This is a genomic window from Bacillus sp. 05T21, assembly GCF_056396785.1.
Map to the genome: position 1 here is coordinate 105,218 of NZ_JBFTMD010000005.1, position 26,155 is coordinate 131,372.

Here is a 26,155-nt window from a genome sequence, read left to right on the forward strand (position 1 = left end):
ATGATTGGTATGCAATATAAGGTCATTTTACCAAAGGATTATGACATGGAGATTATTAAAAAAAGGGTAAAGGATAATGGGTTTAAAACTGATGGTTTTCAAGAACTAAATTTTAAGGCTTATTTAATTACTGAGACAGGTAAGGATGGGAATTTCTATAACTGTTATGCACCTTTATATATGTGGAATGGTCATGAAGGGATGAACAAATTTATATTCGAAGGGTATTACGATAATATTTTGCAATCGTTTGGGTGGCAACAAATAAATATAGGTGTTCCATTAGTTGTTAATTTAAGTAATGATTTTAGAAAAAGTAGATATGCTGTTGAATATGCAGGGAGTATTTCTCAAAGTAAATCGCTGATTGGGACGCAATTAAATAAAGTAAATGAAAATGTGCAAAACATAGAAAAATGTTTAGTAAATGTAATAGTTTATAATCCGGATAAGTGGGGATATAGTCAATTCAGTTTTTATAAGGAAAAGCCTGAAATAGATGTAATGGACGATGTTACTATTTATGAGATTTTACATATTTCATGAGGATATGTTGTTGAATGCTAAATTAAGAAAAAGGAATGAAAATGTATGCCTTTTGTGAACGTTTATTATCATGAAGATATAGTAAATAAAGAAGAGTTGAAAAAGATAGGTGAATGTATCCATCTTTCATTAATTGAACATTTTAACATCCCTGAAAATGATTATTTTCAAATATTTTTACCTTATCAACGAAATCAATTTTTGTATAATCCATATTATTTGTTGGAAAGAGGAGAAATGAGAACTTAGAATATGATTCATGTTTCTATTACATGTGGACCTGGAAGAACAGTACAACAGAAAAAAGGTTTGTATCAATCTATATCCTTTGAAGTTTCGGAATGTTCCAACGTAAAAGTTACTGACATTTTTATTACATTACATGAGACAGCTGCTGAAAACTGGTCATTTGGTCAAGGGATGGCACAATTGGTAAAAATGAAGGGAGCAAAATGATGAATGAACCAATTGAATTTTATATTCCAAAGAAAATGAGAGAAATAGCACTTGTATTTTCTCATTATAGTGAAGAGATATTATTTGAGGAAGTGTGGCGGGATGCCGCTTTAACATTAAGAGAAAGAAGCTTATGTACATTGTCGGCGCTAATCAGTCTTGGTAATACAGAACAATTATCATTTCATCTGAAGCTAGCTAAACAAAATGGGATAATGGAGAATGAATTAGTTGCATTAATAACACATATGGCTTTTTACGTTGGTTGGCCAAAAGCTGTGGCAGCTTTAAATATAGCAATGAATGAAATGGAAAGTTAAGAATAATGATTTTGGGAGGTATTTTTAACATATTTCTACTTGCATTACTATCACTTGAGTGGTAAAGTGATAGTAAGATCAACGCTAGGAAGTGATGAAACATGCGTGAAAATACGATAGGATCGTTAATATGGCTACGTTTAATACGATTTACGAACCAAAGTAATCAAATGTCAAATGAGTTTTTAAAACGTTTTGATTTAACAACAGCCCAATTTGATGTGCTTTTGCAAATACGGACTTATCAGCCATTAACACAAATGGAGTTAGCAGAAAAGGTTACCGTTACACAAGGCGGTATTTCTCGAATGTTAACACGTCTTGAAAAAGAAGGATATATTATACGAAAACAAGATTGGAAAACGAAAACAATTAGTCTTACAGGGCAAGGGGAAGCGGCTTTAGAAAGAGCATTGCCAGAGCAACTTGCATTTCAATCATCATTTTTTGATGATGTATTAAATGAAGAAGAGCAGAAAATACTATACGAGTTGATGTCAAAAGTTCATAAGCATAGTGAAAAAAAAGAATTACCGAATGAGTAATTTTTTTTACTTAATCAATTGACTAATCAAGTGATAAAGAGGAGGAAGTTTTATGTATACAATTCCAGGACATCACCACATTTCTATGGTGACTAAAAATTCGAAAACGAATAATAATTTTTATCGAGATGTTTTAGGATTACGCCGGGTGAAAAAGACAGTCAATCAAGATAATCCATTTATGTATCATTTGTTTTATGGTGATTTAACAGGGAGTGCCGGAACTGAATTATCATTTTTTGAAATGCCGAATGTAGGTAGAACAATCCGTGGTACAAATGCAATAACACAAATAGGCTTGCTCGTACCTTCAATAGAAAGTCTTACATTTTGGAAGAGACGTTTTGAGTCACTCCAGGTGGCGCATGGGGAAATTACAACTTACGCCGGAAGAGACGCACTGCACTTTGAAGATCCAGATGGTCTACGGTTAGTGCTGTTAAATAATAAAGATGAAGAGGTGCCTGAATATTGGACTGCATGGGATGAATCTTCTGTAGAGCAGAATCATCGTATTTTAGGCATGGGAACAGTTGAAATGACAGTGCGCAGTTTAAATAAATTATCAAAAACATTAACAGGTTTGTTTAGTTATAAAGAAGTATCTCGTTCAGACGATGAGGGGATTTATCAATCTATGGATGGTCAATCTTTTGGAGAAATTTTGGTGAAACAGCAAGATGGAGAGAGTGAAAGACCAGGAAAAGGAAGTATTCATCATTTAGCTATTCGTGTGAAAAATGATGAAGAACTGAGTTATTGGAATGAAGCGGTGAAAGATAAAGGGTTCCAATCAACAGGGATTATCGATCGCTTTTATTTTAAAAGTTTATATTTCCGTGAGTCAAATGGCATTTTATTTGAGATTGCGACGGATGGCCCAGGATTTACAGTAGATTCAACAGTTGAAGAATTAGGAAAAGAGCTGGATTTACCACCATTTTTAGAAGAGAGAAGAAAAGAGATTGAAGAGAAATTAATACCGCTTTATTAAAAGGGAGAGAGCAACTATGGAAAAATACCGTATTGATACAAGTAAGGGAATTGAATTTGGATTATATTCAATTGGAGATCATATTTTAAATCCGCATGATGGTTCGAAAATAAGTGCAGAAAAAAGAATTCATGAACTAATTGAAACAGCTAAGTTAGCAGATGAAGCTGGAATTGATGTGTTTGCTGTCGGTGAAAGTCATCAAGCGCATTTTACAACGCAAGCTCATACAGTTATTTTAGGAGCTATTGCACAAGCTACGAAAAACATTAAAATCGCGAGTTCCGCAACAGTATTAAGCACGTCAGATCCGGTTCGTGTATATGAGGATTTTGCCACAATTGATTTAATTTCTAGTGGTCGTGCTGAAATCGTTGCTGGTCGTGGATCTCGTATTGGGGGATATAGTTTACTTGGTTACGATGTAAATTATTATGAAGAACTATTTGAAGAGAAGATGGATCTTTTATTAAAAATAAATAAAGAAGAAAGTGTAACATGGAAAGGGCAGTTTAGAACGCCACTTGAACATGCGGCAATTATACCGAGAGCTAAAAATAACAATATGCCAATTTGGCGTGCTGTTGGAGGGCCACCTGCTAGTGCAATTAAGGCAGGACGCGCAGGTGTACCAATGATGCTTACGACACTTGGTGGCCCAGCTGTTAATTTTAAAGTTTCGGTTGATGCATATCGTGAAGCAGCTGAGCAAAGTGGTTTTGATCCAGCAACATTACCAATTGCGACAACAAGTTTATTTTATACAGCAGAAAATTCACAAGATGCACTTAGTGAATATTATCCTCATATTAATGCTGGTATGCTTGCGCTACGCGGTGGTGGGTATCCAAAACAACAATTTACTAACGCAGTAGATCACCGTGATGCGTTAATGATTGGTAGCCCGCAACAAATTATTGAAAAAATGCTTTATCAATATGAATTATTTGGACAGCAACGTTTTATGGCACAGATTGATTTTGGCGGTGTACCATTTGATAAGATTGAGAAAAACATTGAATTAATTGCTACTGAAATTATGCCGGCTGTTAGAAAATATACAACGAAATAATGAAAAAAGTACCGGGAGTATAATCTATTCTCGGTACTTTTTTATTTAGTCAGTTTGAAAAATGACAAAAAAACGAATTTTATGTCTAGAGAAAGGGGAGTTTTTTTCTATTTGTGAATAACAATATTGTTGATTTGAATTTTGGAAATACATTTTTCTCTTGACAAAAATCTAACGTGTTTTCAGGTTTGATTCGAGGACATTTTTCAAGAGGAAAGTCAAGCGTATGAAGAGAAAAACATAATAATAATTGATATAAGAGTGTGTTGTATGTTTGAAAAGTACGTTTTTAAAATGTGAAAAATCTAATTCAAAAAAATTACAAAAGACATATTTCAGACAAAATCCTGTCAATAATACGTCAAAAATCACCTGAATTTATTATGTAAGTATATTATACAATTCGATTAACGAATAAAACACTACTGAAATAGTGAAAAGGTAAATCGTATGAAGAAAGTTCTTTTGTAATTATCTAAAAAACTGACAATCTATATTTTCAGAAAGTACATAAACGAATTTATCTTTTTGTATTTCCAAATGATTGAATTGTTCGTTATGAAGTGAATTCATACAATTCAATCGATATTACGATATAAAAAAATATGAAGGAAGTGACTTTAGCATGGAAACGCTCGAATTGGCACGAATACAATTTGCATCAACAACGATTTTTCATTACTTTTTCGTTCCGCTGTCCATAGGTTTAGCTTTTATCATTGCGTTAATGCAAACGTTGTATGTGGTAAAGGGACAAGAAATTTATAAGAAGATGACAAAGTTTTGGACACAAATATTCCTTGTTAACTTCGCAGTAGGTGTAGTAACAGGTATTTTACAAGAATTTCAGTTTGGTATGAACTGGTCAACGTATTCACGTTTTGTTGGTGATGTTTTCGGACCATCACTTGCAATTGAAGGTTTATTAGCATTTTTCATTGAGTCTACATTCCTAGGTTTATGGGTATTCGGTGAGGATAAACTTCCGAAGCGAGTTCACCTTTTATGTATTTGGCTCCTCTCAATAGGAACAATGTTATCAGCATTTTGGATTTTAACTGCAAGTGCATTTATGCATGCCCCAGTAGGATATGAAATGGCAGCAGATGGACGTGCGCAAATGAATGATTTTTGGGCGATTATTCAAAATCCACAATTATGGGTGCAATTCCCACATACAATCACAGCGGCAATTGCAACTGGTGCATTCTTTATTGCAGGTGTAAGTGCATGGAAAATATCAAAAGGTCAAGAAACTGCGGTGTTTAAAAAATCGTTCCGAGTTTCTATCGTTGTTGGAACAATTACAACTGCATTGGTATTATTTTTCGGTCATGCACAAGCACAAAATTTAATTAAGACACATCCGATGAAAATGGCAGCAGCTGAAGCATTATGGAATACGAGTGAGGATCCAGCGCCATTTACAGTATTTGCAAAAATTGATACAGAGAAGAAAGAAAATTCGTTTGAAATTCAAATCCCTTATATGCTAAGTCTATTGTCATATGATAAATTTAGCGGTCAAGTTGAAGGGATGAATCAAATTCAAAAACAATATGAAGAAAAATATGGACCTGGAGATTATATTCCGCCAGTACATACTATGTTCTGGAGTTTTAGAGCGATGGTAATGAGTGGAACATTCATGCTTCTTTTAGGAATGTACGGCTGGTTCTTATCAAGAAAAGATCGCTTAGCTGAAAACCCTTGGTATTTAAAAATAATGGTATATGCAATTGCACTACCGTTTATCGGTAATACAGTAGGATGGATCATGACCGAAATGGGACGTCAGCCTTGGGTTGTCTTCGGTGTTATGAAAACAGAAGATGCTGTATCTCCAAACGTTTCATTTGGAGAAGTATTATTCTCTCTTGTTTCATTCACATCACTATATTTAATTGTTGGAGGAATTACTGTTTACTTATTCGTTCGTATCATTAAAGGACATGCGAATAAGAAAACGAAAAAGGATTATCAAAGCCATGATCCATTTGATAAGGAGGAAGAGTATGTTATCTCTTAATGAGTTGTGGTTTCTAATTATCTCAACCTTATTCGTTGGCTTCTTTGTACTTGAAGGTTTCGATTTTGGTGTAGGAATCGTTTCAAGGTTTTTAGGAAAAAACGATCTGGAAAAACGTATATATTTAAATACAATTGGGCCGTTTTGGCACGCAAATGAAGTATGGCTTGTTTGTGCTGGTGGCGCTATGTTTGCGGCATTCCCGCACTGGTATGCAACTTTATTTAGTGGGTTTTATATTCCATTTGTGTTTATGCTTCTTGCATTAATTATAAGAGGTGTTTCCTTTAAATTTCGTGCAAAAATAGAAAATCATAAATGGAAGAGTTTCTGGGATTGGGGCATGTTTATTGGAAGTTTGCTACCTCCCATACTTTGGGGAGTTGCAATCGCAAACTTTATGACAGGTGTACCAATTGATGGAAGTAAAAATATGGTAGGCGGATTTATGAAATTACTTCACCCATTTGCGTTACTTGGGGGAGTTATGTTTCTTCTTCTATGTATTGTTCATGGTTTGCAATTCCTTACTATACGTACAACAGGAAAATTACGAGAACGCGCACGTATTGCCGCGACAAAGATTGCACCTTTTGCATTAATAACACTTCTTGTTTTTGCAGCTGTAGGGTTATGGAAAACAGATATTTTCACCGCACATGGTTCAGAGTGGCTAATGGTTCCAATTGGAGCTTTTGTAGCGCTATTTGTTTCTACTTTATTAAATAAAAGAAGAAGAGATGGTTGGGCTTTCTTTATGACGAGTTTAACAATCATTTTGCTAAGTGCAAGTGTGTTCATCGGTATGTTCCCGCGTGTCATGATTAGCTCATTAGGAGCGGTAAATGATTTGACAATTTATAATGCAGCATCAGGACCTTATGCATTAAAACTGATGAGCTATTTTTCTCTTGCTATTTTACCGTTTGTTATCGGTAGTCAAATATGGAGTTTCTATGTATTTAGACAACCTGTTAAGTCAGACAAAGATTTGGAGTACTAATGAAAAGAAAAAGAGGACTTCCGTCGTATCCTGGTAGCCGAGTTTTATATGTAACTTTAAGTCTTATTAGCATTTTAGAGGCGTGTAGTATCATTGCGCAGACAGTGTTTTTAGCACGAGCAATCACATTTTTATTTCATGGAGAAACAGTGCAAGCTGTGCTAAATGAAACTGTTTATTTTGGAATCACGTTTGCAGCACGCCAAATGTTGGTGCGAACATCGCAAATATTGGTTGAGCGTTTCGCTGAAAAAACAGGATTTGCATTACGTAAACAGTTAATAGAAGCATATTTTACGTTAGGGCCGAGATTTGTCCAAACGAATGGGACTGGTCATCTGGTTACTTTATCGATAGAAGGTATTGAGAAATTTAAAACATATATTGAATTGACAATTCCTAAAATGATTAGAAGTAGTATCGTTCCAGGGCTAATTGTTCTATATGTTTTTACACTGGACATTGAGTCGGGAATCATTTTAGTTGTAACGATTCCAATTGTGATCATATTTATGATCCTTCTAGGATTAGCAGCGCAGAAAATGGCGGATAGCCAATATGAGACATATCGTGTACTTTCTAATCATTTTGTAGATACGTTAAAAGGATTAGAAACATTAAAGTATTTAGGGAAAAGTAAACAGCACGAAGGAAAGATTGAAAAAGTAAGTAAACGATATAGAAAAGCAACGATGCGTACTTTGCGAGTTGCTTTTCTTTCTTCTTTTGCATTAGATTTCTTTACGAGTTTATCAATTGCATTTGTAGCAGTTGGATTAGGGATACGGTTAATAGATGGGACAATTATACTGTTGCCAGCTCTTACGATTTTAATTTTAGCGCCGGAATATTTTCTGCCGATTAAGCAAGTTGGAGCGAATTATCATGCTACATTAGATGGACAACTTGCAATGGAGCAAATAGAAGAAATTTTACAGAAACAAAAAGAAATAGAAAAGAAAGATTCAAATGTAGATATAGTATGGATTTCTTCTAGTAGTTTGAAATTACAAGATGTAAAAGTAAATAATGATGAATCTGAAAAGGCTATATTAGAGGGAATTGATTTTACTTGGCAAGGTAACGGTGCTATAGGCATTATTGGTGAAAGTGGGGCAGGGAAATCAACGTTAATCGATGTGTTAGCAGGATTTCTACCTCCTTCGGGTGGGAAGATGTTAGTAAATGGTGTGGAAATTGGTGAATCTACTCGAGAAGATTGGCAAAAAAATATTGCTTATATTCCGCAGCAACCTTATATTTTTCCGCTTTCATTAAAAGATAATATTTGTTTCTATGAAACGAATACAATTGATAAAGAGGTTGAGAGAGTTATTAATGAAGTTGGTCTTCGTTCGCTCGTTGCATCATTACCACATGGGATGTACGAAAGAATTGGAGAAGGTGGACGTATGCTTAGTGGTGGACAAGAACAACGTGTCGCTATGGCACGTGCACTTTTAAGTAAAAAGCCAATCATTTTATTAGATGAACCTACAGCACATCTTGATATTGAAACTGAATTTGAAATAAAGCAATCGATGTTACGTCTGTTTGAAGGTAAGTTAGTATTTCTTGCAACGCATCGTCTACATTGGATGAAGCAAATGGATCATATTCTTATTTTTAATAAAGGGAAAGTTATAGAAAGTGGAACATATGAAGAACTTTTAACGAATGAGACATTACATTTTCATAGCGAAGAGAGGGGAGAGCGATGAGTAACTGGATTAAGCCTTATATACAGCAAAATAAAGGTAGAATGACTTTGACTATTTTCCTTGGGCTTCTTGGAGTTAGTTCGGGTGCGATGTTACTTTTCATTTCAGGTTATTTAATTTCTAAATCTGCTCTCAGACCGGAAAATGTAATGGCTGTATATGTTCCTATTGTCGCAACGCGTGCATTTAGTATAGGACAAGCGGTCTTTCATTATTTAGAGCGTTTAGTTGGGCATGATGTTGTATTACGTATATTAGAAAAAATGAGAACGAAACTATATAGAATTGTAGAACCACAGGCGTTATTTTTTCGCTCACGCTTTCAAACTGGTGATGTACTAGGTGTATTGTCTGAGGATATTGAACATTTACAGAATCTATATTTACGTACAATATTCCCTAGTATATTAGCATTAGTTGTATATAGCATTTTTGTAATTGTTATCGGTGCATTTGACTTAGTATTTGCACTTATCGCAGCTTGTATGTTAGTTGTTATTGTTTTTCTTCTTCCATTCGTATCACTAGTTTTGATGAAACGACATCATGTTGCTTTGAAGCAAGGAAGAAATCGTTTGTATCAACAATTGACAGATGCTGTATTTGGGTTATCTGATTGGCAGGCGAGTGGTAGAAAAGATGAATTTATTAATGAGTATGTAGCGCAAAATGTCCAGCTGTTAAAGACAGAAAAGAGAGTGAAACGCTGGTACCATATTCGAGACAGTCTCATTCACTTAACAGTAGGTATTGTAGTCATTTCAATGATTATATGGACTGGAAATGCAGCGACAAGTGAACAGATTGCACCTACAGTTATCGCAGCTTTCGTATTAATGACATTATCTGTGACAAATGCGCTTATCCCTATATCAGATGCTATCGATCGAATTCCATCTTATGTAGAATCTGCTCATCGGCTTAATGGCGTAGAAAGTGAGAGCGCTTTGGATGGTGGTAAGGAGTTACCTGTAAATAAAGAATACGTTGTATCAAAACATGTAGATATCGAACTGAGTAATGTGTCGTATAATTATCCGGATAGTAATGAACCTGTATTAAAAGATGTATCATTGCAAATAAAGGCAGGAAAGAAAATTGCTATTTTAGGTAGAAGTGGAACAGGGAAATCTACTTTACTAAAATTGTTAACTGGTGCACTACGTCCGGTGAATGGCCAAGTTATATTGAATGGTGAACAAGCTCGTACGGATTTTTTGTCAAAATATATTTCTGTATTAAACCAAAAACCACATTTATTCGATACGACAATTGGAAATAATGTGCGGATCGGTAAACCAGAGGCTAATGATGAAGAGATATGGAAAGCTTTAGAGAAAGCACAGCTAGCACCACACATTGCTTCTCTTCCTGATGGATTACAAACAAAAATGCATGAAATGGGAAAGAGGTTTTCTGGCGGAGAAAGGCAAAGGGTAGCATTTGCAAGAACTCTTATGCAAGAAACACCGATTATTGTACTTGATGAACCGACTATCGGTTTAGACCCTAAAACGGAATTAGCCTTAATAGAAACAATGTTTTCTGCAACAGAAGAAAAGACTGTTATTTGGATTACACATCATCTTGTAGGAATTGAACATGTAGATGAAGTTATTTTCCTTGATAGTGGCCAAATCGCTATGCAAGGTAGTCACGAACAGCTACTGAAAGAAAATGAGAAATATCGTAGGTTATATGAGCTTGATAAAGGTATATAGGAATGAAATGCAAAAAACCACAAATTCTTGGTAGTTCAAGGTTCGTGTTTTTTTGTATTTGTGGTGAAATCATATAAGCCGTATAAGCTATTTGATCATGAAATGGTTATATATTGTTAGAAAGGGTGTTTAAAATCTATCCTTTCAAGGCAATACTTGAGCCATAGTGAATGGATTGTTGGAAGGCGTGATTATATGTTTGAAGAGGATGGCATTGTTTTAATTTTGGAGCCTGCTGATGAGCGGAATCTGAGGAAATTTATTTTTACAGTACCGAAGTCAGTTTATGAAAAAAAAGAAATTTTATTACATTACGGAACACCTTTAGGCCAAGGATATACAGACATTATAGAAGATATTATTAGTGTACATATAGACATAGATATTATAACAGTAATAGGGCATGTGAGAGGATAAAGAGAAACTTTAATTAGTGAGAGTTATACGTACCTGGAAAACAGACGTACTGAAAAATAAGTATGTCTGTTTTTATATTTAAATGAAGATAGTTTCGAGGTACATGTTGAACAGGATAATAATGATTTTTCTAGAATGTATAAGAGGAAGATTAAAAAAATAAGATATGATGTGATAAAGTGTATAAGAAGAAAATAAAGTGTTTATAAATGAATAAAAGTATGGAAATTATTTAGGAGGTAAAAATGAAGTTTACAAAAACAATGTTACTTTCAATTGTAGTTTCAATTGGTTTGATGGGATGTTCGCTAGTAGAGGAAGGGAAGAACTCCATAGATTACGCTCAAAAAGCGACAGACTATGTAAATGAAATAAGTGCATTTGCAAATGAAGCGCCAGCATTAGCTGAAAAGGCTGTTAAGGATGGGGAAGCCCGGAAAGAACTAGAAACGAAACTTACTGAAATTAAACAAGATATACCAGCTTTTAATGAATTAACACCACCAGATGTAGCGAAGGATCTTCACCAGCAAATCGTCGGTTATAATGAAAAGTTAAATACATTAATTGATACATCTATGACAAAGATAGAGGAAGGAAAAATGAATGTAGAGCAGTTTAAAAACTCTGAGCTTATGCAGACGATAGAACAAGTTCGTGATTTGAAAGATAAGGTTCAAAATTTAGGGCAATAACAAAAAGATCCGTTTATCATAAACGGATCTTTTTGTTATTGAATACAATAGATGATTACACCAATGACAATAATAATGTTGCCAATGATTTTTCGTTTCGTGATTTTCTCCCCTAGGAAGTACCAACTGAAAATTAAAATGATGATATAACTTAATGATTCTAATGCAGATGCTTGCTTTAATGCCATGCCCTTTAAGGCGATCACATTTAATCCGGCATTAATTACAAATAAAAAGTAGCCGATGATAACATAAGGATTCACATATTCTTTTATTCTAGAATCGTATTGTTGTAAAGTAGCCTTTTTTAATAATATTTGTGAGTAATTGGCTAAAATTATCCCAAATATCAATAATAACATATAACTATTCATCTTTTGTCACCACCACAATTCCGACGATAATAATAGCTGCGCCAAGTATGTGATTCCACTGTATCGTATCTCCAAACAGGAATACTGACCAAAGCATTGACCATAGTATGATAATCCCACGGTGTGAATATGCTCTAGAAATTTCAAAGTTCTTAATGACTTGTTGCCATAGAATTGCATATCCGAATAAAAGTACAACAAGTCCGAAGTAAGCAATAAAAAATGAAATTGATGCAATAGGGAATTGAGATGCCCATTTCATGTAAACCATAATGATAGAATATATCAAGAAGGCCACATGTAAAAATACATAGTTTTTAATAGTTGGTTTCATATATTCACTCTCTTTTACTTTATATACACGTATGTAAACTCGATGTATATAATCAATATCTTCTTATTATATATAAAAGGCATATTGAAATGATTTTTGTTTATTTCTTCACATTCCAAAATATATAGTATCATGTCTTCTAATGTAAAACAATAGAAGGCAATGCGTAGCTTTAGAGCTGAAAATAATAGAGCTAGTAGAGTTAGATTTTCCACTGTTCTATAATTTGTATCGTTTTATTTGTTGCATCCATCTCTACTTGAATACCTATTGGCAAAGTAATCATTGGATGAGTATGACAACAGTCAAAATCGGCTAGAAAAGGAAGTTTTTGATTTTGTAATACTTCTAATAATATTTCGTAAGGTTTTCTATTTGTACCACAATCATCAAATTGCTCATGTTTTCCAAGGATGATACCTGAAACTTTATCAAAAACGCCGTTAATTTTAAGTAATGAAAAACTTCTTTCGATAGTAGCTGCATCTTTTGAGCTATCTTCAATAAAGAGAATGTCACCATCTTGAATAAGTGGCATATAGGGGCTACCCCAAATACCTTGTATAGTATTTAAATTCCCACCAATAATACGTCCAGTAGCTTTCCCACCAATTACTGAAATCCAATTGTTCGGTCGAAGATCTTTTTCTTTCGTTTTTTCTTCCCAATTAATAAATTCATCTGACCAAAATAACGGCTGGTTTATGTTGTAAGGAAGGTGTTGATCAGTTAATAAAGTATCCGCAAAATATTTGTATGTGCAATCTACGAAAGGCTCAAATTCACCAAAAGAAGGAACAAGTGCTGGACCATAAAATGTAGGAATTCCTGTTTTTGCATAAATTCCTAGTAATAATGCTGTTGTGTCTGAATAGCCAATCATTATTTTAGGATTCTTTTGAAAAGTCTCATAATCAATGTAAGGTAGTAATGAATTTGAATTCAGTCCCCCAATTGTCGACATGATACAAGAGACGTTAGGGTTTCTAATCAAGTCATTTAATTCCTCAGCACGCTCTTTAATGCTCCCGGAGCGATAATAATCATATTGACCTGTTAGTGAACCTTCTAATATATGAAAACCTTTCTGTTCTAAGTATAATTTTGCTCGCTCAAATCTCTTTGGAGAAGTATAGGTTACTGGTGAAGAGGGAGAGTAGATGCCAATTGTATCGCCATATTTTAATGCTTTTGGAAGTATCATTTGTATAAATCCTTTCTATTATATAGTGTTTTTGTGGTTCGATGTTATTGAATATTCTTATATTTTGTTGTTTTTAGTGTAACACATATGAAAAAGAGAACGAGGTTGAAATTATAATTGCTGTAGATGAATAAATATACTTTTTACCTTGACGATATAAAGTAATTGTTGTTATGGTTAAACATGAGTGTATAAAAGGTTGCTAAAGGAGTTTTAGAATGAAGCGGTTAAAATGGGGAAGATTAACAATCCTATTAGTAGTAATTCTGGGTATATGTTGGTTCTTTTTCCAGGGGGTTCAAAAGAGTGAAACAAAAGTAGATACTCAGCCTTTACAAGTGGCAGAGCTACCTAAAACAGGGCTATCTGAAAAAGTAGTTCCACCAAAATATATACCACCAGAAATTGATGCAAAAGCAGCTATTATTATCGATGCGAGTAATGGAGAAGTTATTTATCAAAATAATGAAAATGAAGCTGTTGCCCCTGCTAGTATGTCAAAAATGATGACAGCATATCTCGTTTTAGAGAGTATACATAATGGGAAAGTCCACTGGGAAGATCCAGTGGAAATAAGTGCAAAGTCGGCACAAACAGAGGGTGCAAAAATCCCGATGCAAGCAAATGATACATTAACTGTTAAGGACTTATATCATGCGTTAATGATTGAATCGGCTAATAATTCGGCTGTCGCTTTAGCGGAACATGTAGCTAAGACAGAAAAAAACTTTGTTCAACTTATGAATGAAAAAGCAAAGCAGTTAGAAATGTCAGATAAAGCTAAATTCGCGAATGCTTCCGGATTACAGGAGCCCGACGGAAGTGAAACAAAAATGACAGCAGCTGACGTATCGAAATTAGCGTATCATCTTATAAAAGATTACCCAGAGATATTAGAAGTGACTCACTTACGTCAAAGTCAGTTAGCATTTAATAATATTAATGTTACAAACACAAATGAGATGTTAAACAAAAATAATAAAGCTTTATATATAGAAGGAATAGACGGTTTAAAAACAGGGTTTACAGATAGCGCAGGGTATTGTTTTACAGGTACTGCAAAACAAGGCGATAATCGTGTTATTACAGTTGTTATGGGGACAAAAAGTAAAACAAAACGTTTTACAGAAACAAATAAATTAATGTCCTATGCATTTCAATTGCTTAATTAGGTGAAGAAAGAAGTAATTTAGATTGTTATAAAAATAAGACAGACAGTTTATTGACCCTTGATTTTGGTGACAATAAACTGTTTTTTTATTTTTTGACGTATAGGAAGTGAAAACTCAAGTGATATCATTTGAGTTTGTTTTTGTTTGTTGATATTATTAAGTTAAGAACTTATTAATAATAAGTTCGAGAGGCATTATATGCTTCGTACATATGATACTGCCTCAAATGAAAATTGGAGGGAATTGTAATGGCAAAAGATTTTTACTCAGCAATTGAAGACAGAAGATCTATTTACGCGATTAGTAAAGAGCAAGTAGTTTCTGATGAAAGAATTCAAGAAGTGATTTATCATGCTGTGAAACATACACCTTCGGCTTTTAATTCTCAAAGTGCAAGAGTTGTTGTATTACTAGGTGAACAACACGATAAATTATGGAATGTTACGAAAGAAACGTTACGAAAAATTGTGCCTGAAAATAATTTTGCACCTACTGAAGAGAAAATGAATGCATTTAAAAATGGCTATGGAACAGTTCTGTATTTCGAAGATAGTAAAGTAGTAGAAAGTTTGCAAGAGAACTTTGCACTATATAAAGATAATTTTCCTACATGGTCTCAGCAATCTTCTGGAATGTTGCAATTTGCGATTTGGACAGCATTAGAGATTGAAGGTTTTGGTGCTACATTGCAGCATTATAATCCGTTGATTGATGAAGAAGTAAGGAAAGAATGGGATGTACCTGCAAACTGGAAGTTAACTGCGCAAATGCCATTTGGTAAACCAGTAGTTTCTGCAGGAGATAAAGAATATCAGCCATTAGAAACTCGTGTGAAAATTTACAAATAAAATAAAAAATAGAAGGTGAACAGAGATATAATCTGTTCACCTTTTATAAGTAGTAAGGATTTTTTTTGTAGGAATTTTTCATCTGATTTTTTAATTTGTTTTTACGTGTTTCAATAGTTGATACTTTTTGTAATGTTATAATTGAAACGAATTGAAAAAAAGCATAGTACAGTTCTATATTTTTATTTATAGGATCATCTATTATGTTTTTCATAAATATATCTCCTTTTTTTTATCTCACTATTTGCGGGCAGTAAGGCTTCCATATCAAAATTCAATGCTACGTATAGAATACCGACCTGTAAAAGTTCGATTGGTTTCAGTGTGGGGTGAATAAAATTTGTATGGATTAAAATCCTACTTTATATATGATAATATAAATATCCTGGAAATTCCATGGATAGTGAAAAATAGATAGTGGGATGTGCATTTTCGTCAAATTAGAACAGAATTTTTGGAGTTAAATCTTACAAATCGTCAAATCTTTTAAAAACGATGGATAATATCAAAAATAGTTTTCTAAAAATATTATACTATTGATAAAAAAAGCATTTTTTGTCATGATAAGAGTATGCTTCATGGAAGGGACTTTACTAGAAAATACATTCTTTGCATTGTATTAGATTAATAGAGTTTTTTAAAGTGGATAGCAAAAGAAAAATATATATTAAGATAATGAATGGAATGTCGAATTTTCAATGAAATACATAAGAAATTTGAAAAAATCGTTGCAAAAACACACTGTTTAATGATAAAGTTCACATGAAGTTCACACTAAATTCACTTCAATCGTTTAAAATAAACGATGTGTGAAAAATAAAACTCTTGCTAAAAAATGGAACTGGATGAATATTTTACTTTGATAATATTGTAAAGTACTAAGTTTATAGTTTTCTCAAGAGGATAGTAGGGAAAGGAAGTAAAGACAACTTATGAAAAAAGTAATCGCAGGTTTAGCAGCAGCATCTGTAGTAGGTGTAGCAGTTCCAGGAATGGATTCTGCTCATGCACAAGTTTCAAATGATGCGCTAAAAGAAATTAATGGACAAACTCAAACTCAAACGACTGTAACTGAAACAAAAAAGGTAGAAACAACTTCTGAATTAAAATACACGGTAACAGCTGATGTATTAAATGTACGTTCAGGTGCTGGTACAGGACATGACGTTATTTCTAAAGTAAAAGCAGGTCAAGTACTTCAAGTAATTGGACAAGAAAACGGTTGGTTCAAAGTTAGTGTAAATGGTCAAACAGGTTATGTAAGTGGGGACTTCGTAACAACTGGTGGCAATAAAGGAACTACTGTTCAACAAGGAACAGGTACTTACACAGTAAACGTTTCTTCACTAAACGTACGTACAGGCCCAAGTGCATCTCATACTGTTTTAGGTTCTGTAAATAAAGGGAAAACAGTTCAAGTTGTAGGTGAAGTTCAAGATTGGTTTAAAATTAACTTCAATGGTGGAACTGGATACGTAAGTAAAGACTTCGTAACAAAAGGTGGTTCAGCTGTATCTAACGAAACTCAGCAACCAACTACAAACAACAACAACAATACTACTACAGTTCAAACTGGTGGATCATATGTTGTTAACACAGGTGCTTTAAAAGTACGTACAGGTCCAGCTACATATAACCCTGTAATTGGTGGGGTAACAAACGGTACAGTATTAAACGTTACTGGCGCTGAAAATGGTTGGTATAAAATTAACCATAACGGCCGTACAGGTTACGTAAGTGCAGACTTTGTGAAGTTTGTAAAAGGCGGAGTGAACAATGTAGTTACTGGTGGTAACGAAGGTACTAATCAAGTACAAAAACCAACAGCACCAACAGGTGGAGATACATCTTCAATCGCTGGATTCGCTAGATCTTTAAATGGTTCACCATACAGAACTGCTGGTACAACACCTGCTGGTTTTGACTGCAGTGGATTCATTCACTACGTATTAAATCAAACTGGTCATAAAGGCGCTCGTCAAACAGTTGCTGGATACTGGAGCTCTAAAACAAAAACTAGCAATCCACAACCAGGTGATTTAGTATACTTCCAAAATACTTATAAATCAGGTCCTTCTCACATGGGCGTTTACTTAGGTAATGGACAGTTCATCAGTGCAGAAAATGACGCAACTGGTGTACGCATTAGCTCTGTAAGCAACTCTTACTGGAGTAAGCACATTTTAGGTTACACAAAAGCATACTAAGAAAAAGTATTTTATATACTTTTCGTATAGAGAAAAGGCTTTCCAGGGAAACTTGGGAAGCCTTTTTCATAGTTGGATAAACTAACAGTATAGTAGTATTTATCCTGCTATTTGCGGGATAATAATCAGCGGGGGATGGACAAACCCCCGCTGATTAAAGTTTCACTTTATGTCAATTTCCCATGCAAAAACTTAGCATATAAATCATGAAAATAGTTTGGACGGAATAAGTTTGCTGCATGACCTGCTAATGGAATTTCTTTATATAAAACGTTCGGAAGAATGGACTTCAAATCAAAGAGACAAGATTTATAGAGATGATCATGTTCACCCATTACCCATAGTATAGGGTGGGGAAGTGCTTTTAATTTAGATTTCAAGTCGAATTCTAAGCGATGTCGTAATGACTCAGCAATAATGGACGAGTGTAATTGTAATCCGAAACGGTAATAAATATTTCGTGAAATAACAGCGAACGGATTTGCCCTTAGTATTCCACTTGGAAAAATAGTACTAGCATACTGAGAAAGCCAAGATGAATATTCATCACCGCGTTTTTCCCAAAATTTCTGAAAAACATTATATAAACGGGAAGGGTTATTATAATGTCCACCAATATGACAAATACTCAATACTTTTTCTGGATGCATTTGTGCAAATGTCGTAGAGATATAACAGCCATAGCTTAGAGCACAAATATGAGCCTTTTTAATTCCCTCTTTTTCATACAAGTTCAATAATTGATCTACGAGGCGCTGTATTGAAAAGTCGATAGCTTCTCCTTTATCGTCGCCGTGACCTAATAAATCATAAGTTATAATGTTGTAGGAGGCAGAAAATCGTTTATGCTCTTTTTTGAAGGCGCGGCGATTTCCAACTAATCCATGAATAAAAATGATTGTTTCCTTTTCGGAATGTTTATTTGTTTGCAAAAAGGATACTCCTTTCAATGCTGGAGATTTATATAGTGTTTTAAATTAGCTAATTGATAAAATTAGTTATATATTTTCTATGCGTAGTCTATAATTTACATAGAATAATAATAAGTACCAGGTAATAATATCAGATATTTATACTTGTTGTAAAGATGAGTTTATATGTATATTTTGTAAAATTAGAAAAAAGTGTGTTTACATTCAGTTTACATTTATAGCGTATTCTAGTTTTAGAAAGAATAGTTTTGTTTATAACGAGGAGATGAACGGCAATGGAAGTTAGGAATACAGAAAAGAAAAAAGGGAATTGGAGGCAGTTTTTACGTCTCATTCAAGATACAAATCCACTGAAAGGCATTCTTATTTTTGCATTAATAATGAGCTTACTTTCTACTGGAGCGAGTTTGTTTATTCCAATGCTGACAAAAGGTTTAGTTGATAATTTTTCACTTTCTTCAATTAGTACGGGACAAATTGTTGGATTAATTGCATTCTTTATTATTCAAACAATTGCTGCAGGATTGTCAATTTATTTACTGAATTATATTGGACAAAAAATTGTAGCTGGACTTAGAGAACGATTGTGGAAAAAGGTACTTATTTTACCAGTGTCTTATTATGATCAAAACAGAACGGGAGATACAATTAGTCGTATGACAAATGATACAGGTGTTGTTAAAACATTAATTTCTGAGCATTTGTCAAACTTATTAACAGGCGGTATCTCAATTATTGGGTCATTAATTGTATTATTTGTTTTAGACTGGAAAATGACAATTTTACTTTTAACGGTTATTCCATTATCGGTACTAATTTTAGTTCCACTTGGACGGAAAATGTATAAGATTTCAAAAGCACTTCAAGATGAAACGGCTTCTTTTACTAGTGTATTAACACAAGTACTATCAGAAATTCGTTTAGTAAAATCTTCAAATACGGAAAAAAAAGAATATGAAACAGGTAATACAGGTATCCAAAAATTATTGCAATTTGGTTTGAAAGAAGGAAAAGTGCAAGCATTAATTTCACCTGTTATGTCGTTTGTTTTAATGGCATTGCTTGTTATTATCGTAGGGTATGGTGGAATGCGAGTTTCTAGTGGTGCATTAACAACAGGTGAACTTGTAGCATTTATTTTGTATTTAGTTCAAATTATTATGCCGATGAGTCAGTTATCTATGTTCTTTACTCAGTTCCAAAAAGCAATTGGTGCAACCGAAAGAATTAATACGATTTTAGAATATGAAGTAGAAGATCATGAGACAGGTATGAATGTTACAAATGCGAAGCAGTCGATCGTTATTGAAAATGTACATTTTGAGTATAACGAAGAAGAGAAAGTGTTGGAAAATATCGATTTCACGATTGAATCTGGAAAAGTAACGGCGATTGTAGGACCAAGTGGTAGCGGAAAAACAACTTTATTCTCGCTGTTAGAACGTTTTTATGAGCCAACTAGTGGTTTCATAAAATTAGGGAAAGAACCAATTATAGCATATTCATTACAATCATGGCGACGTCAAATTGGTTACGTTTCACAAGATAGTCCGTTAATTGATGGAACGATTCGTGATAATATTTGTTACGGTGTTGAGGGTGAAGTGACGGATGAAGAAATTGAAAAAGTAGCAGCGATGGCGTATGTTGATGCGTTTATTCATGATTTACCAAGTGGATACGCAACAGAAGTTGGAGAGCGTGGTGTGAAGCTTTCTGGAGGGCAAAGACAACGAATTGCGATTGCTCGAGCGTTACTACGAAATCCGCAAATCCTTATGTTAGATGAAGCGACTTCAAGTCTTGATAGTAAATCGGAATCGGTTGTTCAGAAGGCGTTAAATAACTTAATGAAAGGTAGAACAACTTTAGTTATTGCGCATAGACTTTCTACTGTTGTAGATGCAGATAAAATTATCTTTATTGAAAAAGGGAATCTTACAGGAAGTGGCTCACATGATGAGTTATTACGGACACATGACATGTACCGTGAATTTGCAATGCAACAATTGAAAATTAAAGAAGGAGCATTATAGAATGAAAACAATCAGTGAAGGGGCACTTCACTGATTGTTGATTTTAGAGTGCCAAAAAGTATGTTAAGCAGAAAGGATATGATTCCTTGATACCCAAAATTTTAATTGTAGATGATGATCCGCACATTAGAGAACTTGTTTCTTTATTTTTGGAACGAGAAGGTTTTCAAACATATGAGGCCGTTGATGGATTAGATGCTCTTCGAAAAATAGAAGAAGTGAAAGTCGATATGGCGATTCTTGATATTATGATGCCAAATATGGATGGGTTTGATTTATGTTATGAATTAAGAAAATACTATGATATCCCAATTCTTATGCTGACTGCTAAAGGTGAAACATCTCAAAAAGTAAAAGGATTTCACCTCGGAACAGATGATTATCTTGTAAAACCATTTGATCCTTTAGAATTAGTTGTGAGAGTGAAGGCATTATTGAAGCGTTACCAAATTACAGTATCGCAATCTATTCAAGTTGGGAATGTACTGTTAAATCGTAAAACATTTGAAGTTAACGCCGGAGAACAAACGGTGACGCTGCCGCTAAAAGAATTTGAGTTGCTCTTTACATTAGGATCTAAAGCGGGAAGAACTTGTTCAAGAGAGCAATTAATTGAAGACGTATGGGGATATGATTTTGAAGGGAATGAACGCACGCTAGACGTTCATATTAATCGGCTGCGTGAAAAGTTTCAAGAAGAGCTATCGAAATTTAGTATAAGGACGATAAGGGGCTTAGGGTATCGCTTAGAGGTAAGTAAATGAGAAAAAGAGAAAGAATGAGTAAGTTGAAGATGCTGAAAGTAATTGGAGCGGTAATAGCACTCTTTTCTTTTCTCACTATAATCTGGTCTATCGCCTTTTTTGTATCGTCTAGTCTAATGAAAGCTTTTGAAATAAACGTATCGCCTTTTATTAGTTTTCTAATTAGTGATATGGTCGGCTTTGTTTTTATTGTTCTTATTTGGACATTAATCGGGATTTTAATGAGACCGAAGCGAGAGGCGATGATTTGGACGATCATTGAACCGATACAAAAAATTGCAAAAGGGGACTTCTCTGTAAAAATACGGAATGAAGAAAAGTATGATGGCGAAATTGGTGTGCTTGTAAAAAGTATTAACGATATGACGGATGAACTTAATGCAATGGAGAAAATGAGACAAGAATTTGTATCGAATGTTTCTCATGAAATACAGTCGCCATTAACATCTATTAAGGGATTTGCTCGAGCGCTACAAGATGATAATCTACCAGTTGAAAAAAGAAAACATTATCTTACTATTATTGAAACTGAAACAACGCGATTATCTAAATTGAGTCAAAATTTATTGAAGCTAACACTTTTAGAGTCAGAGGAGTATTCACCAGAAAGAGCCACTTATCGATTAGATCAACAGTTGAAACAAATTGTGTTAAATAGTGAGCCTCTTTGGGATGAAAAAGGACTTGAGTTAGATCTCGATATGGATAAAGTGTGTGTTACTGCAGACAAAGAAAGTATGAGCCAAGTATGGATTAATTTAATTCATAACAGTATTAAATTCACACCAAATGGTGGCACGATTACAATTCATTTAAAAGAACATAAGGAATTCTTAGAAGTAAGTATTCATGATACGGGAATTGGTATATCCGAAGAACAGAAGCAACATATTTTTGAACGTTTTTATAAAGCGGATTCTTCACGAAACCGTGCTTATGGAGGAAGTGGATTAGGTCTAGCAATTGTAAAAAAAGTACTCGACCTTCATCAAGGAAAAATAAAAGTTGAGAGTGTAGAAGGAAATGGTACAGAATTTATTGTGCGTATTCCAAATCATGAAGAAAAATAGTGTTAGAAGGAGGCCTTCTAACACTATTTTTCTTTGAAAATGCATTTACCATTACTATAGTTACCTATAAGTAACCTACGCACATAAAAGTGCATCATTGCCTTTTTACATAAACATAGATACACTTTTAATATAATAAACAACTGAGAAGATTAAGGAGTGTTACACTTGGCAGAATTATTACAAGGAAAAAATGCTTTAATTACAGGAGCAGGTAGAGGGATTGGTCGCGCTGTAGCGATCGCATTAGCGAAAGAAGGCGTAAATGTTGGTCTTTTAGCTCGTTCAGAAGAAAACTTAAAAGCAGTTGCGAAAGAAGTAGAAGCAGAAGGCGTAAAAGCTGTTATTGCGACTGCTGACGTATCTTCATATGAAGAGGTAACTACTGCAATTGAAACATTAAAAAACGGTTTAGGATCTATCGATATTTTAATTAATAACGCTGGTATTTCTAAATTCGGTAAGTTTTTAGAATTAGACGTTGCTGATTGGGAAAAAATCATTCAAGTAAACTTAATGGGTGTATACTATGCAACTCGTGCAGCTTTACCAAGTATGATTGAACAACAATCTGGTGATATTATTAATATTTCATCTACAGCAGGACAAAAAGGTGCACCTGTAACAAGTGCATATAGTGCTTCTAAATTTGGTGTTCTTGGTTTAACAGAATCGTTAGCAATGGAAGTTCGTAAACATAATATCCGTGTAACTGCTTTAACTCCAAGTACAGTAGCAACTGACATGGCTGTAGACTTAGGATTAACTGATGGAAACCCTGATAAAGTAATGCAAGCGGAAGATATTGCAGAGTTTATCGTAGCGCAGCTGAAATTAAATAAACGTACATTTATTAAATCAGCAGGACTTTGGTCTACTAATCCGTAAGGGATAAATTTATAAACAAAAGAAGGGATATCTATTCTGTAATGGAGTGGGTGTCCCTTCTTTCTTTTTGTTTATAGGACAGAATTTTTGGTATAATCAAATATAAATGGTAGAAAAGCATTGGGAAATTGAAGGAGATGGTATTTACATGAGTACAATTGAGAAATGGACGGCTGTTGATCAATATATGAGTGATGTATTAATACCAAAAGATTCTACATTAGAAGAAGTTCTTCAAGCAAATGCTTCAGCTAATTTGCCGGCACATGATGTATCGCCAACTCAAGGGAAGTTTTTACAACTATTAGTACAAATCCAAGGAGCTCGTAACATTTTAGAAATTGGCACTCTAGGCGGATATAGTACAATATGGCTTGCAAGAGCATTGCCATCTGGAGGGCGAATTGTTACATTAGAAGCAAGTGAAAAGCATGCTGAAATTGCACGGAGCAATATTGAGCGTGCCAATTTGAATGATAGAATTGAAATACGATTAGGATTAGCGTTAGATTCTTTAAAACAAATAGAAAATGAGAAGTATGAACCATTTGATTTTATTTTCATAGATGCGGATAAACAAAATAACCCTGCTTATTTTGAATGGGCACTGAAACTATCACGCCCTGGTACTGTAATTATTGGGGATAACGTAGTACGTGAAGGAGAAGTTATTGACAATACTAGCAGCGATTCTCGTGTACAAGGGATACGTCGTTTCTATGAGATAATAGCTGCTGAGCCACGTGTAAGTGCTACAGCGCTTCAAACTGTCGGAAGTAAAGGATACGATGGATTTGTAATGGCAGTCGTTAAAGAATGATGTAAGGAGATAAGTGGAATGAAAAAGATGTTTGAACAATTATAACGTGTATCGTGTACAACGCAGTTAGCTCGTGGCCCTCCGATATACATAACGCTATATGTTATATTAAAAAATTGGAGGTTGTGAGTAGATGAGAACGGAAAAAGAAATGCTAGACTTAATTATAAATACAGCAAAAGAGGATGAAAGAATTCGAGCTGTCATCATGAATGGGTCACGTGTGAATCCAAATGTGAAAAAAGATTGTTTTCAAGACTATGATATTATTTATGTTGTAAAAGATATACAATCTTTTACGTGTAATCATAGTTGGATTAATAGATTTGGAGAAATAATGATTGTGCAAATGCCGGAAGAAATGTCGTTAGTTCCAGCGGATGAAGACGGGAAATTTCCGTATTTAATGCAGTTTATGGATGGAAACCGGATTGATTTAATGCTAGTTCCAGTGGATTTAATAAATAAATTTATTGGACAGGATAGTTTAAGTAAATTGCTACTTGATAAAGATAATTGTATTGGCGAGTTTGCACCAGCAAACGATAATGATTACACGATAAAAAAGCCTACAGAAAAAGAGTTTTTGGATTGCTGTAATGAATTTTGGTGGTGCAGTACAAATGTAGGAAAAGGATTGTGGCGCGAGGAACTTTCTTATGCGAAAGGGATGCTTGAAGGCCCTGTACGGGATATGTTGGTTGTAATGCTAGAGTGGCATATCGGTATGAAAACAGAGTTTACAGTTAATGCTGGGAAGTTTGGAAAGCATTTCGAACAATATGTTGAAAAAGATGTCTGGGAGCAGTTTAAAAGGACATTTTCAAATGCAGAATATGAAAACATTTGGGATTCATTTTTCGTAATGGGTGATTTATTTAGGAAAGTTGCGAACGAAATTGCTAACACTTATGAATATCAATATTCGCAAGATGCCGATGACAAAGTGTCGAGTTATTTAAAGCATGTAAGAAAATTACCGAAAGATAGTAAAGTAATTTATTAAGTATATAAGTCAATAAGACTGTCTTAATTACGGACAGTCTTATTTTTGTTCATGAATAAGAATTTCTCTAACAAAGTGCAGCTGAATCACATATGAAATTTTAGGGAGGTTTTTATCATGTATTATTTTTATTCACCAGAAATGTTCGTTCCATTTCCTTTGGGGCTAGAACGCAATATTTCGTATGCTTATATGCCATATCATTCATTTTATTATGGAAACTATGTAAATGCGACGCCATACGCATTACATGTTCCTCAAAATTATGAAGCCGAAATGAAAGAAGAGGATCGAGGGTCATGGACACCATTTTCGTGGACCGAAAAATATGCGTATGCATTTTCAGGACCATACAATAAAGCAGAAGTGGCTCTTACATTTGATGATGGACCAGATTTAGTATTTACGCCAAAAATTTTAGATAAGTTAAAACAACATAATGTAAAAGCTACTTTTTTCCTGCTTGGTGAAAATGCAGAAAGGTATCCAAATGTAGTAAAGCGTATCGCTAATGAAGGGCATGTAATTGGTAATCATACGTATAGTCATCCGAATTTAGCGAAAGTAAATGAGGCTGAGTACCATAATCAAATTATAAAAACGGAAGAAATATTAAATCGTTTAGCTGGTTATGCACCGAAGTTTATACGTCCGCCGTACGGTGAAATACTTGAAAATCAATTGAAGTGGGCGACAGAACAAAATTTTATGATTGTACAGTGGAGTGTTGATACGGTTGATTGGAAAGGTGTAAGTGCTGATACAATTACAAATAATGTGTTAGGGAATTCATTTCCAGGTAGTGTTATACTTCAACATTCAACTCCAGGTGGACATTTACAAGGATCAGTAGAGGCGCTAGACAAAATCATTCCACAGTTAAAAACGAAAGGAGCGCGTTTTGTAACACTTCCAAGTATGTTCCAGACATCTAAAGAGAGAAAGTGAAAATGTTAATAATTGGAACATGTAAAGTTATAT

26 protein-coding genes and 1 pseudogene are annotated in these 26,155 nt (G+C 34.2%); 22 read left to right on the plus strand and 5 right to left on the minus strand.

What is annotated here, in order from left to right:
* The 12 genes and pseudogenes from AC1DKZ_RS12700 (at nt 1) to AC1DKZ_RS12755 (ending at nt 11,519) form a co-directional block, all read left to right on the plus strand.
* The gene (locus AC1DKZ_RS12700) at nt 1-546 is read left to right on the plus strand and encodes a DUF4865 family protein (RefSeq protein ID WP_476996372.1); all 546 of its coding nucleotides are present in this window, start codon (nt 1-3) and stop codon (nt 544-546) included.
* Between the two features lie 45 nt (nt 547-591).
* Nucleotides 592-1,002 (plus strand): annotated as a pseudogene (locus tag AC1DKZ_RS12705) (tautomerase family protein).
* The gene (locus AC1DKZ_RS12710; protein WP_476996373.1) at nt 999-1,322 is read left to right on the plus strand and encodes a carboxymuconolactone decarboxylase family protein; all 324 of its coding nucleotides are present in this window, start codon (nt 999-1,001) and stop codon (nt 1,320-1,322) included. The pseudogene AC1DKZ_RS12705 and the gene AC1DKZ_RS12710 overlap by 4 nt, the downstream one beginning before the upstream one ends.
* Before the next feature lie 101 nt (nt 1,323-1,423).
* Nucleotides 1,424-1,867 (plus strand): MarR family winged helix-turn-helix transcriptional regulator, encoded by a 444-nt coding sequence (locus AC1DKZ_RS12715; protein WP_113938227.1) that lies wholly within the window; start codon nt 1,424-1,426, stop codon nt 1,865-1,867.
* Nucleotides 1,868-1,919: 52 nt separating this feature from the next.
* Nucleotides 1,920-2,861, plus strand: a complete 942-nt coding sequence (locus tag AC1DKZ_RS12720) for a ring-cleaving dioxygenase (RefSeq protein WP_476996374.1) — start codon at nt 1,920-1,922, stop codon at nt 2,859-2,861.
* Nucleotides 2,862-2,877: 16 nt separating this feature from the next.
* A complete protein-coding gene (locus AC1DKZ_RS12725) occupies nt 2,878-3,933 on the plus strand; it encodes an LLM class flavin-dependent oxidoreductase (RefSeq protein WP_098635389.1) in 1,056 nt (351 codons plus the stop codon).
* Between the two features lie 625 nt (nt 3,934-4,558).
* Nucleotides 4,559-5,962 (plus strand): cytochrome ubiquinol oxidase subunit I, encoded by a 1,404-nt coding sequence (cydA, locus tag AC1DKZ_RS12730; protein WP_476996375.1) that lies wholly within the window; start codon nt 4,559-4,561, stop codon nt 5,960-5,962.
* The gene (cydB, locus tag AC1DKZ_RS12735; protein WP_002141342.1) at nt 5,949-6,965 is read left to right on the plus strand and encodes a cytochrome d ubiquinol oxidase subunit II; all 1,017 of its coding nucleotides are present in this window, start codon (nt 5,949-5,951) and stop codon (nt 6,963-6,965) included. Before cydA ends, cydB begins: the two co-directional genes overlap by 14 nt.
* Nucleotides 6,965-8,686, plus strand: coding sequence for a thiol reductant ABC exporter subunit CydD (cydD, locus tag AC1DKZ_RS12740; protein WP_476996376.1), 1,722 nt, complete (start codon nt 6,965-6,967; stop codon nt 8,684-8,686). Before cydB ends, cydD begins: the two co-directional genes overlap by 1 nt.
* Nucleotides 8,683-10,407 carry a thiol reductant ABC exporter subunit CydC gene (gene cydC, locus AC1DKZ_RS12745; protein ID WP_476996377.1) on the plus strand — a complete coding sequence of 575 codons (1,725 nt, stop codon included), beginning with the start codon at nt 8,683-8,685 and terminating at the stop codon, nt 10,405-10,407. The genes cydD and cydC overlap by 4 nt, the downstream gene beginning before the upstream one ends.
* A gap of 195 nt (nt 10,408-10,602) precedes the next feature.
* The gene (locus tag AC1DKZ_RS12750) at nt 10,603-10,824 is read left to right on the plus strand and encodes a hypothetical protein (protein WP_063217781.1); all 222 of its coding nucleotides are present in this window, start codon (nt 10,603-10,605) and stop codon (nt 10,822-10,824) included.
* Nucleotides 10,825-11,069: 245 nt separating this feature from the next.
* The gene (locus tag AC1DKZ_RS12755; protein ID WP_002135750.1) at nt 11,070-11,519 is read left to right on the plus strand and encodes a DUF6376 family protein; all 450 of its coding nucleotides are present in this window, start codon (nt 11,070-11,072) and stop codon (nt 11,517-11,519) included.
* A 35-nt stretch (nt 11,520-11,554) separates the two neighbouring features.
* Here AC1DKZ_RS12755 and AC1DKZ_RS12760 read toward each other — a convergent pair whose 3' ends face one another.
* From AC1DKZ_RS12760 to AC1DKZ_RS12770, 3 genes are all read right to left on the minus strand, one after another.
* Nucleotides 11,555-11,893, minus strand: coding sequence for an EamA family transporter (locus AC1DKZ_RS12760; protein ID WP_002135751.1), 339 nt, complete (start codon nt 11,891-11,893; stop codon nt 11,555-11,557).
* Complete coding sequence (locus AC1DKZ_RS12765) at nt 11,886-12,227, minus strand: EamA family transporter (RefSeq protein WP_002086172.1); 342 nt, start codon at nt 12,225-12,227, stop codon at nt 11,886-11,888. Before AC1DKZ_RS12765 ends, AC1DKZ_RS12760 begins: the two co-directional genes overlap by 8 nt.
* A 202-nt stretch (nt 12,228-12,429) precedes the next feature.
* Nucleotides 12,430-13,431, minus strand: a complete 1,002-nt coding sequence (locus tag AC1DKZ_RS12770) for a S66 family peptidase (RefSeq protein WP_476996378.1) — start codon at nt 13,429-13,431, stop codon at nt 12,430-12,432.
* A gap of 218 nt (nt 13,432-13,649) precedes the next feature.
* Here AC1DKZ_RS12770 and AC1DKZ_RS12775 point away from each other — a divergent pair, with 218 nt between their 5' ends.
* Nucleotides 13,650-14,603 (plus strand): D-alanyl-D-alanine carboxypeptidase family protein, encoded by a 954-nt coding sequence (locus tag AC1DKZ_RS12775; protein ID WP_476996379.1) that lies wholly within the window; start codon nt 13,650-13,652, stop codon nt 14,601-14,603.
* A 248-nt stretch (nt 14,604-14,851) separates the two neighbouring features.
* A complete protein-coding gene (locus tag AC1DKZ_RS12780) occupies nt 14,852-15,451 on the plus strand; it encodes a nitroreductase family protein (RefSeq protein ID WP_016094247.1) in 600 nt (199 codons plus the stop codon).
* 43 nt (nt 15,452-15,494) lie between these two features.
* Here the strand turns inward: AC1DKZ_RS12780 and AC1DKZ_RS12785 are convergent, their stop codons facing one another.
* Complete coding sequence (locus AC1DKZ_RS12785) at nt 15,495-15,665, minus strand: hypothetical protein (protein WP_002086168.1); 171 nt, start codon at nt 15,663-15,665, stop codon at nt 15,495-15,497.
* A 718-nt stretch (nt 15,666-16,383) separates the two neighbouring features.
* Between AC1DKZ_RS12785 and entFM the strand changes: the two genes are divergently transcribed.
* Complete coding sequence (gene entFM, locus AC1DKZ_RS12790) at nt 16,384-17,658, plus strand: enterotoxin EntFM (RefSeq protein WP_476996380.1); 1,275 nt, start codon at nt 16,384-16,386, stop codon at nt 17,656-17,658.
* A gap of 167 nt (nt 17,659-17,825) precedes the next feature.
* Here entFM and AC1DKZ_RS12795 read toward each other — a convergent pair whose 3' ends face one another.
* Nucleotides 17,826-18,590, minus strand: a complete 765-nt coding sequence (locus AC1DKZ_RS12795) for an alpha/beta fold hydrolase (RefSeq protein ID WP_002086164.1) — start codon at nt 18,588-18,590, stop codon at nt 17,826-17,828.
* 275 nt (nt 18,591-18,865) lie between these two features.
* On the opposite strand from AC1DKZ_RS12795, the gene AC1DKZ_RS12800 reads away from it, so the two are divergent.
* The 7 genes from AC1DKZ_RS12800 (at nt 18,866) to AC1DKZ_RS12830 (ending at nt 26,122) form a co-directional block, all read left to right on the plus strand.
* Entirely contained in the window at nt 18,866-20,626 is a 1,761-nt protein-coding gene (locus tag AC1DKZ_RS12800) for an ABC transporter ATP-binding protein (protein ID WP_476996381.1), read from the plus strand.
* Nucleotides 20,627-20,712: 86 nt separating this feature from the next.
* Nucleotides 20,713-21,390 carry an envelope stress response regulator transcription factor HitR gene (hitR, locus tag AC1DKZ_RS12805; RefSeq protein WP_476996382.1) on the plus strand — a complete coding sequence of 226 codons (678 nt, stop codon included), beginning with the start codon at nt 20,713-20,715 and terminating at the stop codon, nt 21,388-21,390.
* Nucleotides 21,387-22,460 (plus strand): envelope stress sensor histidine kinase HitS, encoded by a 1,074-nt coding sequence (gene hitS, locus AC1DKZ_RS12810; protein ID WP_404449521.1) that lies wholly within the window; start codon nt 21,387-21,389, stop codon nt 22,458-22,460. The genes hitR and hitS overlap by 4 nt, the downstream gene beginning before the upstream one ends.
* A 168-nt stretch (nt 22,461-22,628) precedes the next feature.
* Nucleotides 22,629-23,348: a 3-ketoacyl-ACP reductase gene (locus tag AC1DKZ_RS12815; protein WP_000818985.1), complete on the plus strand. Its 720-nt coding sequence runs from the start codon at nt 22,629-22,631 to the stop codon at nt 23,346-23,348.
* Between the two features lie 148 nt (nt 23,349-23,496).
* Entirely contained in the window at nt 23,497-24,168 is a 672-nt protein-coding gene (locus AC1DKZ_RS12820; RefSeq protein WP_476996383.1) for an O-methyltransferase, read from the plus strand.
* 133 nt (nt 24,169-24,301) lie between these two features.
* On the plus strand, nt 24,302-25,174 hold the full coding sequence (locus AC1DKZ_RS12825) for an aminoglycoside 6-adenylyltransferase (protein WP_476996384.1): 873 nt from the start codon (nt 24,302-24,304) through the stop codon (nt 25,172-25,174).
* 117 nt (nt 25,175-25,291) lie between these two features.
* The gene (locus tag AC1DKZ_RS12830; protein ID WP_476996385.1) at nt 25,292-26,122 is read left to right on the plus strand and encodes a peptidoglycan-N-acetylglucosamine deacetylase; all 831 of its coding nucleotides are present in this window, start codon (nt 25,292-25,294) and stop codon (nt 26,120-26,122) included.
* Nucleotides 26,123-26,155: the final 33 nt, after the last annotated feature.